This window comes from Rhizobium bangladeshense (assembly GCF_017357245.1).
Classification (GTDB): domain Bacteria; phylum Pseudomonadota; class Alphaproteobacteria; order Rhizobiales; family Rhizobiaceae; genus Rhizobium; species Rhizobium bangladeshense.
Genome location: NZ_CP071612.1, coordinates 3372515 through 3386669 on the forward strand (window position 1 = coordinate 3372515; position 14155 = coordinate 3386669).

13 protein-coding genes are annotated in these 14155 nt (G+C 61.0%); 10 read left to right on the forward strand and 3 right to left on the reverse strand.

What is annotated here, in order from left to right; translation table 11 throughout:
- Positions 1 to 138: 138 nt before the first annotated feature.
- From J2J98_RS16375 to J2J98_RS16385, 3 genes are all read left to right on the forward strand, one after another.
- The gene (locus tag J2J98_RS16375) at positions 139 to 1563 is read left to right on the forward strand and encodes a phosphomannomutase (RefSeq protein ID WP_207601602.1); all 1425 of its coding nucleotides are present in this window, start codon (positions 139 to 141) and stop codon (positions 1561 to 1563) included.
- Between the two features lie 39 nt (positions 1564 to 1602).
- Positions 1603 to 3030, forward strand: coding sequence for a mannose-1-phosphate guanylyltransferase/mannose-6-phosphate isomerase (locus J2J98_RS16380; RefSeq protein ID WP_064705939.1), 1428 nt, complete (start codon positions 1603 to 1605; stop codon positions 3028 to 3030).
- A gap of 134 nt (positions 3031 to 3164) precedes the next feature.
- Complete coding sequence (locus J2J98_RS16385; protein ID WP_064705940.1) at positions 3165 to 3464, forward strand: hypothetical protein; 300 nt, start codon at positions 3165 to 3167, stop codon at positions 3462 to 3464.
- Between the two features lie 26 nt (positions 3465 to 3490).
- Here the strand turns inward: J2J98_RS16385 and J2J98_RS16390 are convergent, their stop codons facing one another.
- Entirely contained in the window at positions 3491 to 4447 is a 957-nt protein-coding gene (locus tag J2J98_RS16390) for an endonuclease/exonuclease/phosphatase family protein (protein ID WP_207601603.1), read from the reverse strand.
- 261 nt (positions 4448 to 4708) lie between these two features.
- Between J2J98_RS16390 and J2J98_RS16395 the strand changes: the two genes are divergently transcribed.
- Positions 4709 to 5725 carry an NAD-dependent epimerase/dehydratase family protein gene (locus J2J98_RS16395; protein WP_207601604.1) on the forward strand — a complete coding sequence of 339 codons (1017 nt, stop codon included), beginning with the start codon at positions 4709 to 4711 and terminating at the stop codon, positions 5723 to 5725.
- Positions 5726 to 5736: 11 nt separating this feature from the next.
- Here the strand turns inward: J2J98_RS16395 and J2J98_RS16400 are convergent, their stop codons facing one another.
- On the reverse strand, positions 5737 to 6051 hold the full coding sequence (locus J2J98_RS16400) for a hypothetical protein (protein WP_207601605.1): 315 nt from the start codon (positions 6049 to 6051) through the stop codon (positions 5737 to 5739).
- Positions 6052 to 6746: 695 nt separating this feature from the next.
- On the opposite strand from J2J98_RS16400, the gene J2J98_RS16405 reads away from it, so the two are divergent.
- The 6 genes from J2J98_RS16405 (at position 6747) to J2J98_RS16430 (ending at position 12967) form a co-directional block, all read left to right on the forward strand.
- A complete protein-coding gene (locus J2J98_RS16405; protein ID WP_207601606.1) occupies positions 6747 to 7451 on the forward strand; it encodes a CerR family C-terminal domain-containing protein in 705 nt (234 codons plus the stop codon).
- Positions 7448 to 8461: a secretion protein HlyD gene (hlyD, locus tag J2J98_RS16410; protein WP_207601607.1), complete on the forward strand. Its 1014-nt coding sequence runs from the start codon at positions 7448 to 7450 to the stop codon at positions 8459 to 8461. The genes J2J98_RS16405 and hlyD overlap by 4 nt, the downstream gene beginning before the upstream one ends.
- Positions 8458 to 10203, forward strand: a complete 1746-nt coding sequence (locus J2J98_RS16415) for an ATP-binding cassette domain-containing protein (protein WP_207601608.1) — start codon at positions 8458 to 8460, stop codon at positions 10201 to 10203. The genes hlyD and J2J98_RS16415 overlap by 4 nt, the downstream gene beginning before the upstream one ends.
- Complete coding sequence (locus J2J98_RS16420; RefSeq protein ID WP_138392877.1) at positions 10200 to 11327, forward strand: ABC transporter permease; 1128 nt, start codon at positions 10200 to 10202, stop codon at positions 11325 to 11327. Before J2J98_RS16415 ends, J2J98_RS16420 begins: the two co-directional genes overlap by 4 nt.
- A gap of 1 nt (position 11328) precedes the next feature.
- A complete protein-coding gene (locus J2J98_RS16425) occupies positions 11329 to 12441 on the forward strand; it encodes an ABC transporter permease (protein WP_207601609.1) in 1113 nt (370 codons plus the stop codon).
- A gap of 130 nt (positions 12442 to 12571) precedes the next feature.
- On the forward strand, positions 12572 to 12967 hold the full coding sequence (locus J2J98_RS16430; RefSeq protein WP_064705948.1) for a DUF1236 domain-containing protein: 396 nt from the start codon (positions 12572 to 12574) through the stop codon (positions 12965 to 12967).
- 144 nt (positions 12968 to 13111) lie between these two features.
- Here J2J98_RS16430 and J2J98_RS16435 read toward each other — a convergent pair whose 3' ends face one another.
- Positions 13112 to 14155 carry a Gfo/Idh/MocA family protein gene (locus J2J98_RS16435; RefSeq protein ID WP_064705949.1) on the reverse strand — a complete coding sequence of 348 codons (1044 nt, stop codon included), beginning with the start codon at positions 14153 to 14155 and terminating at the stop codon, positions 13112 to 13114.

The following is a 14155-nucleotide window of genomic DNA, read 5'->3' on the forward strand; positions in this document are numbered from 1 at the left end:
CCCATCGAAACCTGGCGGCGAGCCGCAGAACTTGTTCGAGACGTCATCGTCCGTGTTTACTATATGCCCGCTTCGGTATTTACGCCGACTGACGGGGTGAGTAGAACCTTATTGTGACAATCGGGGGCATGTCTTCACATGAAATTCGGCACGAGCGGCCTTCGCGGACTTTCAGTCGATCTCAAGGGACGCGCCTCGGCACTCTACGCCGCCGCGTTCGGCAAATATCTGCTGCGGACCGGCAGGGCGCAGGTCGGCGACGTTATTCTGATCGGCCGCGACTTTCGCGATTCTAGCCCCGAAATCTCGGCAAATTGCGCCGGTGCGCTGACGGCTCTCGGCTTCCGGATCTTCGATTGCGGCAATGTGCCGACACCAGCCCTTGCCCTTTATGGCCTCCAACGCAAGGCCGCGTGCCTGATGGTTACGGGCTCGCACATACCGGCAGACCGCAACGGCATCAAATTCTATCGCCCGGACGGTGAGATCGACAAATCGGACGAGGCAGCCATTACTGCAGAGGCAGCCGCGATCGAGCGAAGTGGTCAAGCGCCGGTCGTGGCGCTGGCCAAAATCGAAGAGCATGAAGCAATCTGCCGGCAGCTCTTTTTCGAACGTAACGCCATGCTGCTTCCACAGGGCGCGCTGTCGGGCTTGAAGATCGGCGTCTATCAGCACAGCACTGTCGCCCGCGACCTGATGGTCGACGTTCTCACCCATTACGGTGCCGAGATCATTGCTCTCGGACGCTCGGAGAGCTTCATTCCTGTCGACACCGAAGCCGTGTCCGACGAGACGATTATGCTGATGAGACGCTGGGTATCCGAGCACAAACTCGATGCGATCGTTTCGACCGATGGCGACGGCGACCGCCCGCTTGTCGCGGATGAAGCCGGCCTACCGCTGCGCGGCGACCTTCTCGGTCTTGTGGCAGCCAATTTCTTGGGAGCTCGCACAGTTGTGACGCCCGTCACCTCCAATTCCGGCATCGAGGCCGCAGGCTCCTTTGCCGTCAAGCGCACCCGTGTCGGCTCCCCCTTTGTCATAACAGGCATGGAAGAGGCTGTGGCCGCCGGCGATGATCGCGTCATGGGCTTTGAAGCCAATGGCGGTTTGCTGACCGCTACCCCTTTCGATATCAACAGGCAAAACTTGCGCGCCCTGCCGACGCGTGATTGCTTTATTCCCATGCTCGCAATCCTGTCGCTCGCGGCCGCTCGCAGGCAGCCCGTCTCTGCCGTTGCCAGTTCCTATAAACTGCCCTTCGCCGCCGCCGATCGTCTGGAGAATTTCCCGGTTGAGACGAGCGCCGCGCTGATGGAATATCTCCGCGCCTCGGACGAAAATCTGGCCTCTTTCCTGCAGCCCATCGGCGTGGTAGCGGCGCAATCCAATATCGATGGGCTTCGGGTGACATTGAGCGATGGCCGGATCATCCATTTCCGCCCATCCGGCAATGCGCCGGAAATGCGCTGCTACGTGGAAGCCGGCAGCGAATCCGCAGCCTTCGACCTGCTGCATGCCGGGCTCGACAGAATAAGAGCCTGGGCAACTGCCCGCTAAAATGCAACGAATAAGCGTTCTATTTCGAGGAACCCGCCTATGAAGCAGAAAATCGTTCCCGTGATCATGGCCGGCGGCAAAGGCACGCGGCTCTGGCCGCTTTCCCGTGCCACTGCGCCGAAACAATTCATCCAGTTCGTGGGCGACAAGACGCTGTTTCAGGAAACGCTCGAACGCGTTTCCGATCCCGAGCTCTATGAAGCTCCGATCGTCGTCACCAATGAGGAGTTCCGCTTTCTGGTCGCCGAGCAGGCGCGCGCGCTTGCCATCCCGCTCGCCGCCGTCTTGCTCGAACCGGTCGCCCGCAATACCGCCGCGGCGGTCGCCGCTGCAGCAACGCTTGCCGCCGACCTCTTTGGCAAGGACACCATCATCCAGATGCTCGCCTCGGATCATGAGATCCTCGCCGACAAGAGCTATTTCGACTGTATCCGTATCGCCCGCGACGCGGCGGCCGGCGGCAAGCTCGTTACCTTCGGCATTAATCCGACCGAGCCGGCGACGGGTTATGGCTATATCGAGATCGGCGATGCGCTTGATAATGGCGCTCACAAGGTGAGCCGCTTCGTCGAGAAACCGGCACTGGACGAAGCCCAGCGGATGCTCGCGAACGGCGGCTTCTACTGGAACTCGGGCATCTTCATGTTCCCGGTAGCAGAACTTCTTGCCGAACTGCAGGAATATGCTCCCGAGGTGTTGAAGGCTGCAAGCAAGGCTGTTTCCAAGGCAAGCCGCGACCTCGATTTCACCCGCCTCGACGCCGACCATTTCGCCAAGAGCCCCGACATATCGATCGATTATGCGGTGATGGAAAAGACATCGAAGGCAGCGGTCGTTCCCTCTCCATTCCGGTGGTCCGACATGGGAAGCTGGGATGCAGTTTGGAAGTCGGGCAAACGCGACGATAGCGGCAATGTCGCCGCCGCCAACACGACCGTCGTCAATACCCGCAACTCGCTTGTCATGACCCATGGCGTGCACCTTGCCGTCCAGGGCATGGAGGATGTCGCCGTCATCGCTAGCGAGGACGCCGTCTATGTCGGGCCGCTCAAGGACAGCCAGAATGTCGGGCAACTGGTCAAGATGCTGGCCGCCTCCTCCGCGACGGCAAAATTCGCCGAAACGCATCCGACATCCTACCGACCGTGGGGCGGCTACACCTCTATCTTCAATGGCGACCGCTTTCAGGTGAAGCGCATATTCGTCACGCCGGGCAAGAAGCTTTCGCTGCAAAAACACCACCATCGCTCCGAGCACTGGGTCGTCGTGAAGGGAACGGCCGAGGTGACGATCGGCGACAACGTGCAGATGCTGCGCGAGAACGAAAGCGTCTATATCCCGCTCGGAGAGGTCCACCGTCTCGCCAACCCGGGCAAGATCGTCCTCGAACTCATCGAGGTTCAGACGGGCTCCTATCTCGGAGAGGACGACATTATCCGTATTGTCGACGAATTCGGAAGAACATAGAGCAAATGCCGGAACGGCTGGCGGACTAGGTCAGTCCGCCAGCGCTGCCGGCATGAGCACCATTCCAGTTGAATTCCTTTCCGGGTTTCTCGTACAATGCATGAGCCGACAGACCTGACAGGAGATGTCTTCTAATGCGTACCCTGCCCGCCTTGGCCGGATTTCTTGCAATCGTGCTTCCGGCAATAGCCTTTGCCCAAAACATGCGCGCTGCAAGCGAGGCGGAAATCCGCCAGCATCTGCCCGGCACGTCGGAGCTGAAAGAAAGCAGCAACGGCTATGAATATCGCGAGGGCAACGAGAACGGCTATAAGATCGGCAATGGCCAGGTGTGTGTCCGGTTTCCCGACAAGTCGACCGACTGCGTTAGCGTGAAGACTGACGGCAAGAATTTTCAGATGATCGACCGTAAGGGCGGCCGAACCAGATTCTGATTTCGGCCCGGGCTGCTTTGCCCCGTTTATTGTGCCGGCCCCGTTTCGCCATCCTTACCGAGAACGAATTCGGCGATCAGGCCCGAATGGTTGGAGCCGAGATTGTCATCGAGACGTTTCAGCGACTTCAGATGAAGCGGCGCGCGCGCGAAGATGTGATCTATGGCGATCCCGAACCGCCCGGCGGCGATCGGCCATGTCGCCGGTTCGGGCGCCAATGTCTTCAGCTTCTGCGTGCGCAGCAAAGCCCGAACGCCAGGAGCGATCGACGACGAATTGAAATCGCCGGACAGCACCAGCGGACCTGAGATCGAACCGAGCGCTTTGCCGAGATCTTCCAACTCTTCCACCTGGTAGTCGTCGAAATAGGGTTTGGTCAGGTGCGCCGATACGAGATTGACGGTGTGCCCGCCGAAATCGACACTTGCTGCGACCAGCCTGTCTTTCCGCAAGCTGCCGATGCTCGCGACCTGCCGCGTCACGAAGGGGCGTTTGGACAGCACCAGCGTATCGCAGCTGTCTTTGCCGTGGTCGCAGCCGATATGATACGGATAAACCTTGAACAGTCGCTGCAGATGGAACGTCAGCGGCTTGGCTTCGAGCAGATTGACGACATCGGCATTCGAAGCGATCACCATGTCGGCGATGGCGGTCGAATTTTTCCAATTGTCGATCGCGATGTTGAACGACATCAGCCTGAAAAGCGGCGCTGTTCCCGTCCCCCTGTCTTCCCCGGCAAATTCGCGCAGCATGATAAGGCCGTGCGCGGCGAGAAACAGCGAGGCGAGCAGAAGAGCAAAGCCGTAAACATGTCTTCTGACTGCGAGGATGACGAGGCTGCCGGCGACGAATGCGGCGGCGAGGTGGATTTGAAAACTGTAGACGAAGGAGAGCAGCCAGAAGTTCGTGATATAGCGCAGCGACACGACCACGATGGCCAGGGTCAGAAAAGCCGAAAAAATCCAGTAAATTATGTTTCTCATCAATCCCTGGTTCCGCCTGAACAGGATGTCGCTCGAAAAACGCTCACAATTTCGGCATCATCTCAAGACGACGAGCCGCCCATAACATGAGGGCCGTAATGGTGCAATGCAGCATAACATCCGGAAACGACGACAGCGGCACCGGCTCAGCCGCTATCTTTCAAAGGACTATCGACTCGCACTCTTTTTATCCTGTAAGTGGGTGCCATTTTATACGGAATCGGCTTTTGCCGTCGGCAGGGGGCCGAGAAAAAGGTGGGAATGCGCTACTTCATTACAGGCACTGCCGGCTTTATCGGTTTTCATCTGGCCCGGCGCCTGCTGCAGGAAGGGCATGAGGTGACAGGCTTCGACGGCCTCACTCCCTATTACAACGTCAAGCTCAAGGAGATGCGTCATGCGGCGCTCTCTCAGTTTCCCGCCTTCCGGCCTGTCATCTCAATGCTTGAAGACCGGCGGGCACTGGAGGCGGCAGTCTCCGCGAGCGAGCCTGACATCCTGATCCATCTCGCGGCGCAAGCCGGAGTCCGCTACAGCCTGGAAAATCCCGAAGCCTACATACATTCGAACGTCGAAGGCTCCTGGAATATCATGGAAATTGCCCGGCGGGTTGAAGTTCGCCACCTGATGCTGGCCTCGACATCATCGATCTATGGCGCGAGCGCGACGGTCCCCTTTCGTGAGACCGACCGCGCCGATGAGCCACTGACAATCTATGCCGCGACGAAGAAATCGATGGAGCTGATGGCGCACAGCTATGCCCATCTTCACAAGATTCCGACGACTGCCTTCCGCTTCTTCACCGTCTACGGCCCGTGGGGCCGGCCTGATATGGCGCTCTTCAAATTCGCCAAGAACATCCTGGATGGCCAGCCGATCGAGATCTACGGCGAAGGCAATATGAGCCGCGACTTCACCTATATCGACGATCTCATCGAAGCGATCGTCAGGTTGTCGGCAATTGCCCCAAGCGAGGAAAATCGGCTCGGCGACGTGGCGGTCGAAACGCTTTCGCGTCAGGCGCCCTTCCGCGTCGTCAATATCGGCGGCGGCCAACCGGTCAGCCTGATGGATTTCGTCGAGACGGTGGAAAAAGCGCTTGGCCGTCCTGCCATTCGCAAGATGCTGGCGATGCAGAAGGGGGACGTGCCGCGCACCTTCGCGGCTCCCGATCTGCTCGTGGCACTGACGGGTTACAAGCCCGATACGACATTGGATGCCGGCGTCAAGGCCTTCGTCGACTGGTATATCGACGTGCGTCGCGAACTGAATGCCTGAAGCGCGTTGCCTTAACGGAGAAGCGTGACCGCTTCCACAGCACCGACTGTCTTCGAGAAGAGATAGTTGATGGCGACGGTCAAGCTCTGCGAATAGGCCTTGAGCTGATAACCCCTACCCTCGATAGCAGCCGGGCCTCGCAGAACGAGGGGAGCGCTCGGCCGCACGAAGCCGGCGCGTGTCGTCAAGGGATTTTCGGTCGAATGGTCGATGGCGGAAGTGTACATCAGGTCGCGGGCGAGGCTCGCAGGCCCGGCGGCGAAGGCCGAACCCGCTGCCGTGGTTATGCTCAAAGTCAAGGCGATGGCGGCAACAGTTTTCTGCATGTCGAAGTCCCCGTTCTTGGATTGGCGGGCTTCCTTGCGCCCGTCTCCAAGCGATCGACGCGTCTGTCCACGCTTCGGCCGCTTGCATGGGAACACTCTACACGTCGGAATTTGCAGGGCTTTTAAGCAGATCGCTCAATTTTTAGGAAATTGACTTTTGTCCGCACAGCCGTCGCAGTCTTAGAGAATGCGATCCAGCTTCTTGTTGATATGCAAGTTCGGCATCAATCCCGCGCTTTGCGCAGCATGATAGGATTCTCGCGCCGCATCGAACGAGATCGACCACATAATGGCGCTCAACAGGAACGCGATAATATAGATCTGGATACGCATCGAACTGGCGATACGGAAAGAGCAAGGCAGTTTTGTGTCATAAAATGAGCGTATAACGAGAAAAAACCGGCATACTTTTCCCACCGTTCAGATCGGCGCCGGACATATTAGTGTCGTCAAATTTAGAGATAGTGCATTGCTACTGTTAGCAGCCACCCCAAGAGCATGAGAGGCCCGTTCGCTGCGGGCCTCTTTGCTTTTCCTGCGGGCGCTGGAAAGCTCGTCTGCACGACGTACCAAGACCGGCTCATCCCCTCATTCCGGAAACCTTGATAGAGGAAACGCATCCTCGCCGAGGAAGTCGCCACTGCGTAGAAAATCAATCGATTGACTTATTTGGCCAGGTAGGCTATAAGGATGTCATGACCCAGGAACGCGACAACTCAAATCCGCCAGCTTCCGCCCGTGCCGAGATCGCTCGCCAGAAGATGTTGACCGCTGCTCTCGACGTCTTCGGGCGCTACGGCTTCGACGGCGCCTCGACCCGGCAGCTGACCGAAGCTGCGGGCGTGAACCTGCAGGCGATCCCCTATTATTTCGGCAGCAAGGAAGGCCTCTACATCGCCACCGCCGAATATCTGATGATGCAGATCGACGCGCATGTCAGCGGCATGCGGGCCCGCATCGGGGCACATCTCATGGCTCTCGACGCAGCCGGCGAAACGCTCGGAGAGACGCAGGCGCGCGTCTTCCTGACCGAAATTCTCCAGACTATGGTGACGCTCTTCGTAGCCAAGGAGTCCGAACCGTGGGCCCGGTTCCTGATCCGCGAGCAGATGGAGCCGACCGAGGCCTTCAAGCGCGTCTACCAAGGCATCATGCGGCCGATGATCGAAATGGGCCGGCGCCTGGTCGGCGCAATCCTTGGCGAGGATCCGGCCTCCGAACATGTGCGCCTGCGTACCTTCAATCTCGTTGGCAGCATCCTCATCTTCCGGTTTGCCCACGCCGCTGTGCTCGCCCAGATGGAATGGGACGGCTTCGGTCCCGAGCAGGTGGAAATACTGCGGCGCCTGGCCGCTGAGCTGGCCGATGTCATCGGTCCGCAGAAAGGAGGCGCAGCGTGAAACGCATCCTCCCCCTCGCTGTCCTTCTCCTCCTTGCGGCAGGCGCGGCCGCCTGGTGGTATGGCCTTCCCGCAAGGCTCGGCTGGCTGCCCGAGGCCCGCCGCGAATTCGTTCTTTACGGCAATGTCGATATTCGCCAGGTCTCGCTCGGCTTTCGCGTCAGCGGCCGCCTCTCCGAACTCCGCGTCGATGAGGGCGATGTCGTCAAGAGCGGGACGATCCTGGCGAAACTCGACGCCTCGCCCTACGAGTTCGCCGTCCGCTCCGGCGAGGCCAATGCCGCCGCTCTTCGGGCAACGCTTGACAAGCTGAAGGCCGGCCCGCGGCCGACCGAGATCGCCCAGGCGCGCGCCGCCTATGACGAAAGTCTCGCGGATCTGCAAAATGCCAACCTAGCCTATGAGCGCGCCCGTCAGCTTCGCCCGCAGGGCACGATTTCCGAAGCGAGCCTCGACCAGGCGACCGCCGCAAAGGCGATGGCCGCCGCACGATCGGAGTCCGCCAACGAGGCGCTGAAGCTGCTGCAGGAAGGCTCGCGGGTTGAGGATATCGCCGCCGCCGACGCCCAGCTGAAGGCAGCCGAGGCAACGCTCGCCTCCGCTCGAACCTCGCTGGCTGACACGGAATTGCGCGCGCCGAACGACGGCGTCATCCTCTCGCGGGTGCGGGAGAACGGCGCGATCGTCTCGCCGGCAGATACCGTCTTCGTGCTCTCCCTGACCGAGCCGGTATGGGTGCGCAGCTACGTCGCCGAGCCCGATCTCGGGCGCATCCACCCCGGCATGAAAGTATCCGTCGCCTCTGATACCCAGCCGGATAAACCTTATGAAGGCACAATCGGATTCATTTCGCCGGTCGCCGAATTCACTCCGAAGTCAGTCGAAACGCCGGAGCTGAGGACCGACCTCGTCTATCGCCTGAGAATCGTCATCGACAGGCCCGGCCCGGATCTGCGCCAAGGCATGCCGGTCACCGTGCGGCCGTCTGCGCCGACGGCAGGCCGACAATGACCGCCCCTGGGCCTGACCGGGACGACAGGCCGCTCGTTTGGATCGACGCCGTTACCAAACGCTTCGGCGACGCGCCTGCGGCTCTCGATGCCATCTCCGGCGTCATCGGCGGCGGTGCGATCACCGGTATCGTCGGCCCGGACGGCGCCGGAAAGACGACGCTGATCCGGCTGATGACCGGCCTGATGCTGCCGGACGCCGGAACGATGGAGGTTCTTGGCTTCGACACCAGAAAGAATGCCGCCGGCATTCAGGCTGCGATCGGCTACATGCCGCAGCGCTTCGGCCTCTATGAGGATCTCTCGGTGCAGGAAAACCTCGACCTCTATGCCGATTTGCGTGGCCTGCCCAAGAGCGAACGCGCCGGCGCCTTCGATGAGCTGCTGACCTTCACCGACCTCAAGCGCTTCACCGGCAGACTTGCAGGAAAGCTCTCCGGCGGCATGAAACAGAAGCTCGGCCTCGCATGCGCGCTTCTGAAGAAGCCGCGCCTGTTGCTGCTCGACGAGCCGGGCGTCGGCGTCGATCCGATCTCGCGCCGCGACCTCTGGAAGATGGTCGAGAACCTGACTAGGGAAGGCATAGGCGTGGTCTGGTCGACCGCCTATCTCGACGAGGCCGAAGCCTGCGACCACGTCCTGCTCTTGAACGAGGGAAAACTGCTCTTCTCCGGAAAGCCGGACGAAATGACCGAGCGTGTCAGCGACCGTGTCTTCCGCGTATCCGATGTTAGCGGCCGCCGCCGGCAGGTTCTCGCCGAACTTCTGCAGGCCGATGGCGTCATCGACGGCGTGATCCAGGGCGAGGCGATCCGCCTCGTCGCAGCCAGCGGCAAGAAGCCCGATATCGGCAAGGCCGGCGACGGCGCATCGCTTTCTCCTGCCCCACCGCGTTTCGAGGACGCCTTCGTCGATATGCTCGGCGGCGGGCCCGGCGGCCGCTCCCGGCTTGCGGAAGCGCAAGAGCCGCTGAAGGCCGAGGGCGACCGCCCGGTGATCGAGGCAAGGGGCCTGACCAAACGCTTCGGCGATTTCACCGCCGCCGACGATATCAGCTTCGATATCCGCCGCGGCGAGATCTTCGGTCTGCTCGGTCCGAACGGGGCCGGCAAGTCCACCACCTTCAAGATGCTCTGCGGCTTGTTGAAACCGACCGGCGGCGAAGGCCGTGTTGCCGGTTTCGATCTTCGTCACGACGCCGCCGAAGCGCGCAATCAGCTCGGCTACATGGCGCAAAAATTCTCGCTCTACGGCGATCTCACGGTCATGCAGAACCTGGAATTCTTCGCCGGCGTCTATGGACTTCGGGGGCAGCGCAGGCGCGAACGCATCGAGCTGATGGCCGATATTTTCGATTTCGGCCGCCACGCCCGCGAACCTGCCAAGGATCTGCCGCTCGGCCTCAAACAGCGCCTGGCGCTCGCCTGTGCTGTCATGCACGAACCGCGCGCCCTGTTCCTCGATGAACCGACCTCCGGCGTCGATCCGATTACCCGGCGCGAGTTCTGGACCCATATCAACGGCTTAGTGGAAAAGGGCGTCACCGTGCTCGTCACGACTCATTTTATGGACGAGGCGGAATATTGCGACCGGATCTCGCTGATCTATCGCGGCCGCTCGATCGCGCTCGGCTCGCCCGATGAGTTGAAGGCACGTGTCGCGACAAAGGATGAACCGGATCCGACGATGGAGGACGCCTTCATCGCTTTGGTGCAGCGATCGGAAGCGGAGGATACCGCATGAGTATTTCCTCCAGCCGGCTCCGGCGCCTTGCAGCCCTGGTGCGCAAGGAAAGTTTCCAGGCAATCCGAGATCCGAGCAGCATCCTCATCGCCTTCGTATTGCCGCTGATCCTGCTCTTCCTCTTCGGCTACGGCGTCTCGCTCGATACCACGCGCACCCGCATCGGCCTCGTGGCCGAGGAGATGACGCCGCTGACGCAGGACCTCGCGGCCAGCTTCCGGGCGTCGCGCTATTTCGACGTGCTGATCGGCCGTGACCGGCGCCTGTTCGAGGAAGATCTCGTGATCGGCAAGGTGCGCGGTATCGTCGTCATCCCGGCCGATTTCACCACGCGCTACACCGCCGGCAATCGCCCGGAGATCCAGGTTATCGTCGACGGCTCCGATCCGAACACGGCGAATTTCGTCCAGAATTATGCGCAGGGCGCCGTCGCCAACTGGGAACAGCAGAGGCAGGCCGACGTCGCCTCGCGTAATCCCGCCATCGCCATCGAACAGCGTTTCTGGTTCAATCCGGAGCTGACAAGCCGCAATTTCCTCGTGCCGGGCTCCATCGCCATCGTCATGACGCTCGTGGGTACGCTGCTGACCTCGCTCGTCGTCGCCCGCGAATGGGAGCGAGGTACGATGGAGGCGATCATGGCGACGCCGGTGACGGCCGTCGAGCTGCTCGCCGGCAAGATCCTGCCCTATTTTCTGCTCGGCCTCACCTCGATGACGCTCTGCGTGCTGCTTGCGGTCTTTCTGTTCGGCGTGCCGTTCCGCGGCTCCGTCGCCGGCCTTTACGCCCTGTCGGCCGCCTTCCTGATCCCGGCGCTGGGGCAAGGCCTGTTGATCTCGACAGCAACCAAGAACCAGTTCCTGGCGTCGCAACTCGCGCTGATCTCCGCCTTCCTGCCGGCCTTCCTGCTCTCGGGCTTCCTGTTCGAGATCAACTCCATGCCGAAGATCATCCAGTGGATCACCTTCATCGTGCCGGCGCGCTACCTGATCCCCAGCCTGCAGACGGTGTTTCTCGCCGGCGACATCTGGCCGATGTTCAGTCAGGCAATCTCGGTCATGCTGACGATCGGCGGCGTCATGTTCGTGCTGGCCGCACGCAGCACCAGAAAGAGGATCGGCTGAGATGGGATGGACAAGGCTCTACGCGCTCATCGTCAAGGAATTGCTCGCGGTGCTCCGCGATCCCAAGGGACGCGCTATCCTGATCGGCCCGCCCATCGTCCAGCTCCTCGTCTTTTCCTACGCGGCGACACTTGAAGTCCGCAATGTCGACGTCATGATCCTCAACCGCGACAGCGGCCATTGGGGCCAGGAGCTGATCGAGCGCATCGATGGCTCGCCGACCTTCCGCAATATTGAGATTGCCGCCGAACAGGCGGAGATCCAGGTGGCGATCGACAATCAGATGGTACTCGCTGCCATCGAGATCGGCCCGGATTTCTCCCGCAATATCGAAGCGGGGACGCCGGCCGACCTGCAGGTGGTGCTCGACGGCCGCCGCTCCAACGCCTCGCAGATCGTCGCTGGTTATATCTCGCAGATCGGCGCCGCGCTTGCCGCCGAGACACCGGCCGGCAAACGCGCCGGCGCCAGCATCGTCTCATCCGTGCCGCGCAACTGGTTTAACCCCAACCTCACCTTCCAATGGTTCATGGTGCCGAACCTGATCGCCAGCATCGCGCTTTTGATCGGCCTGATCGTCACGGCTTTGTCGATCGCCCGCGAGCGCGAGCTCGGCACCTTCGATCAACTGATGGTCTCGCCGTTGCGTCTGCACGAGATCCTGATCGGCAAGCTGATCCCGCCGATGATGCTCGGCCTCTTCCACATCACCGTATATATTGTGGCCGCCGTCTTTCTCTTCGAGGTGCCGCTGCGCGGTTCGCTCTTCCTGCTTTATAGCAGCGCGATCTTTTATCTCGGTTCTGTCGCCGGCCTTGGCCTCTTCATCTCCGCACTGTCGATGACGCAGCAGCAGGCGATCCTCGGCGCCTTCCTGTTCATGGTCCCAGCCATGTTGCTCTCCGGTTTTGCGACTCCGATCGAAAACATGCCAGCCTGGCTCCAACCGATAACATTGGTCAATCCCCTGCGCTACTTCCTGGTGATCGTCAAAGGCGTCTTCCTCAAGGATATCCCCTTAAGCGAGGTGGTCAATCAAACCATCCCGCTGGCGCTGATCGCCACTGTTACTCTCAGCGCCGCCGCCTGGCTCTTCCGTCGGCGCCTGGAATAATCTCACCCCATGCATGCTTCAGCCGCCTCACAGAATGTGAACCGGCCTTCCAAAGCGTGACTCTTTGCTGCTGGAACCTCGGTTTGGCACCGTCGTTAGTCGAGTGCAACCCCAGCAAAGGAGAAGCAAAATGTACAAGATCATACTTGTCTCCGGCGCCCTTGCGCTGTCGTCGCTTGCCACCAACGCGCTCGCTGACGGCGCCGTGACCGGTGCCGCCGGAGGCGCCATTACCGGCGCAATAGTCGGTGGCCCCGTGGGTGCTGCCGTGGGCGGCATCGCCGGCGGCGTTGCCGGTGCCGCTATTGACCCGCCGCCGCGCGAGGTCGTCACCTACGTCGAACAACAGCCGGCCCCGACCTCTCGCGTGGTCGTCGAGCAACCGATCGTCGTCGGCAAACCGCTTCCGGCCGATGTCGTCGTCACCCCGGTTCCGGATAACCCCAAATACGCCTATACCGTCGTGAACGACCGTCGCGTGATCGTGGAACCCCGGACCCATCGAGTTGTGCAGGTCATCGAATAATCAAACGGTCGAGACCGCCTGCTGCGTCTCGGCTACTCCGGCCCCGCTTCGGCGGGGCTTTTTTTGTTTGCAGCACGACCGATCGGCGCGTGATAGCACGGCAAGCAGCCGCCTGAACGGCGGCTTCCATACCCCAACCGGAAATCAGACCTTCAGCTCGCGCCGCTCGCGTTCCGTAACCATGGCGAGATCGAGCACCTTCTGCAGGTTGGCCGCGTGGCGGAAATTTGGGTCTGGCTGGATGCCGCTTGCCACCGCTTCGGCGAAGCGCTGGTAGTTGGTCGGCACCGGAGGCACTTCGATCTCCTTCCAGGTGGCGGTCTCGGCGTCGTCGCCGAGGCAGCCGCGCAGCTCGGACCCTCCGGGGCGATGGATCACTTCGAGGCTGCCCTTTTCGCCGTAGATGCGCAGCTTCAGCTCGTTCAGATGGCCGGTCGCCCAACGGCTGGCATGAATGACGCCGAGCGCGCCGTTGGCGAAATCGACCGACATCGTGAAGCTGTCATTGGCGTCTAGCATATATTCGCCGATCTGGCCGCCCGGCGCCTTGTTGAAGGTCTTCAGCCGCGCAAAGACATGGTCGATGTCAGTCGCGGCGCCATAGGCGGCGAAATCGAGGATATGGATGCCGACATCGCCGAGCACGCCGTTTGAGCCGTGGCCGGTGGAAAGCCGCCACAGCCAGGTCGATTCGGTGCGCCAGTCGCCCCACGCGCGCGAGACGAGCCAGCTCTGGAGATAGGAGGCCTCCACATGCTTGATCGTGCCGAGCTCGCCGGCGAGCACCATCTCGCGGGCGCGCTGCAGCGGCGCGACGTTGCGGTAGGTGAGGTTCACCATGTTGATGACACCGGCCTTTTCGGCAGCTTCCGTCATCTCAAGCGCCTTCGGATAGTTTTCCGCCAGCGGCTTCTCGCAGAGCACATGTTTGCCGGCGGCAATCAGCGCCAGCGTTGTCGGGTGATGAATGCGGTCGGGCGTGATATTGGTCGCCGCGTCGAATTCACCCCAGGCAATCGCCTCATCAAGCGACAGAAATCGCTTTTCGATGTCGAACTTTTCGGCAAAGGCGGAAAGCCGGTCGGGATCGGTGTCGACGGCGCCGACCACCGTGACCCCGTCGATTTTGCTGAAGTGGGTGAGCTGGTTTTTCGCCATCACGCCCGTGCCAAGAACGAGTAGTCGCAT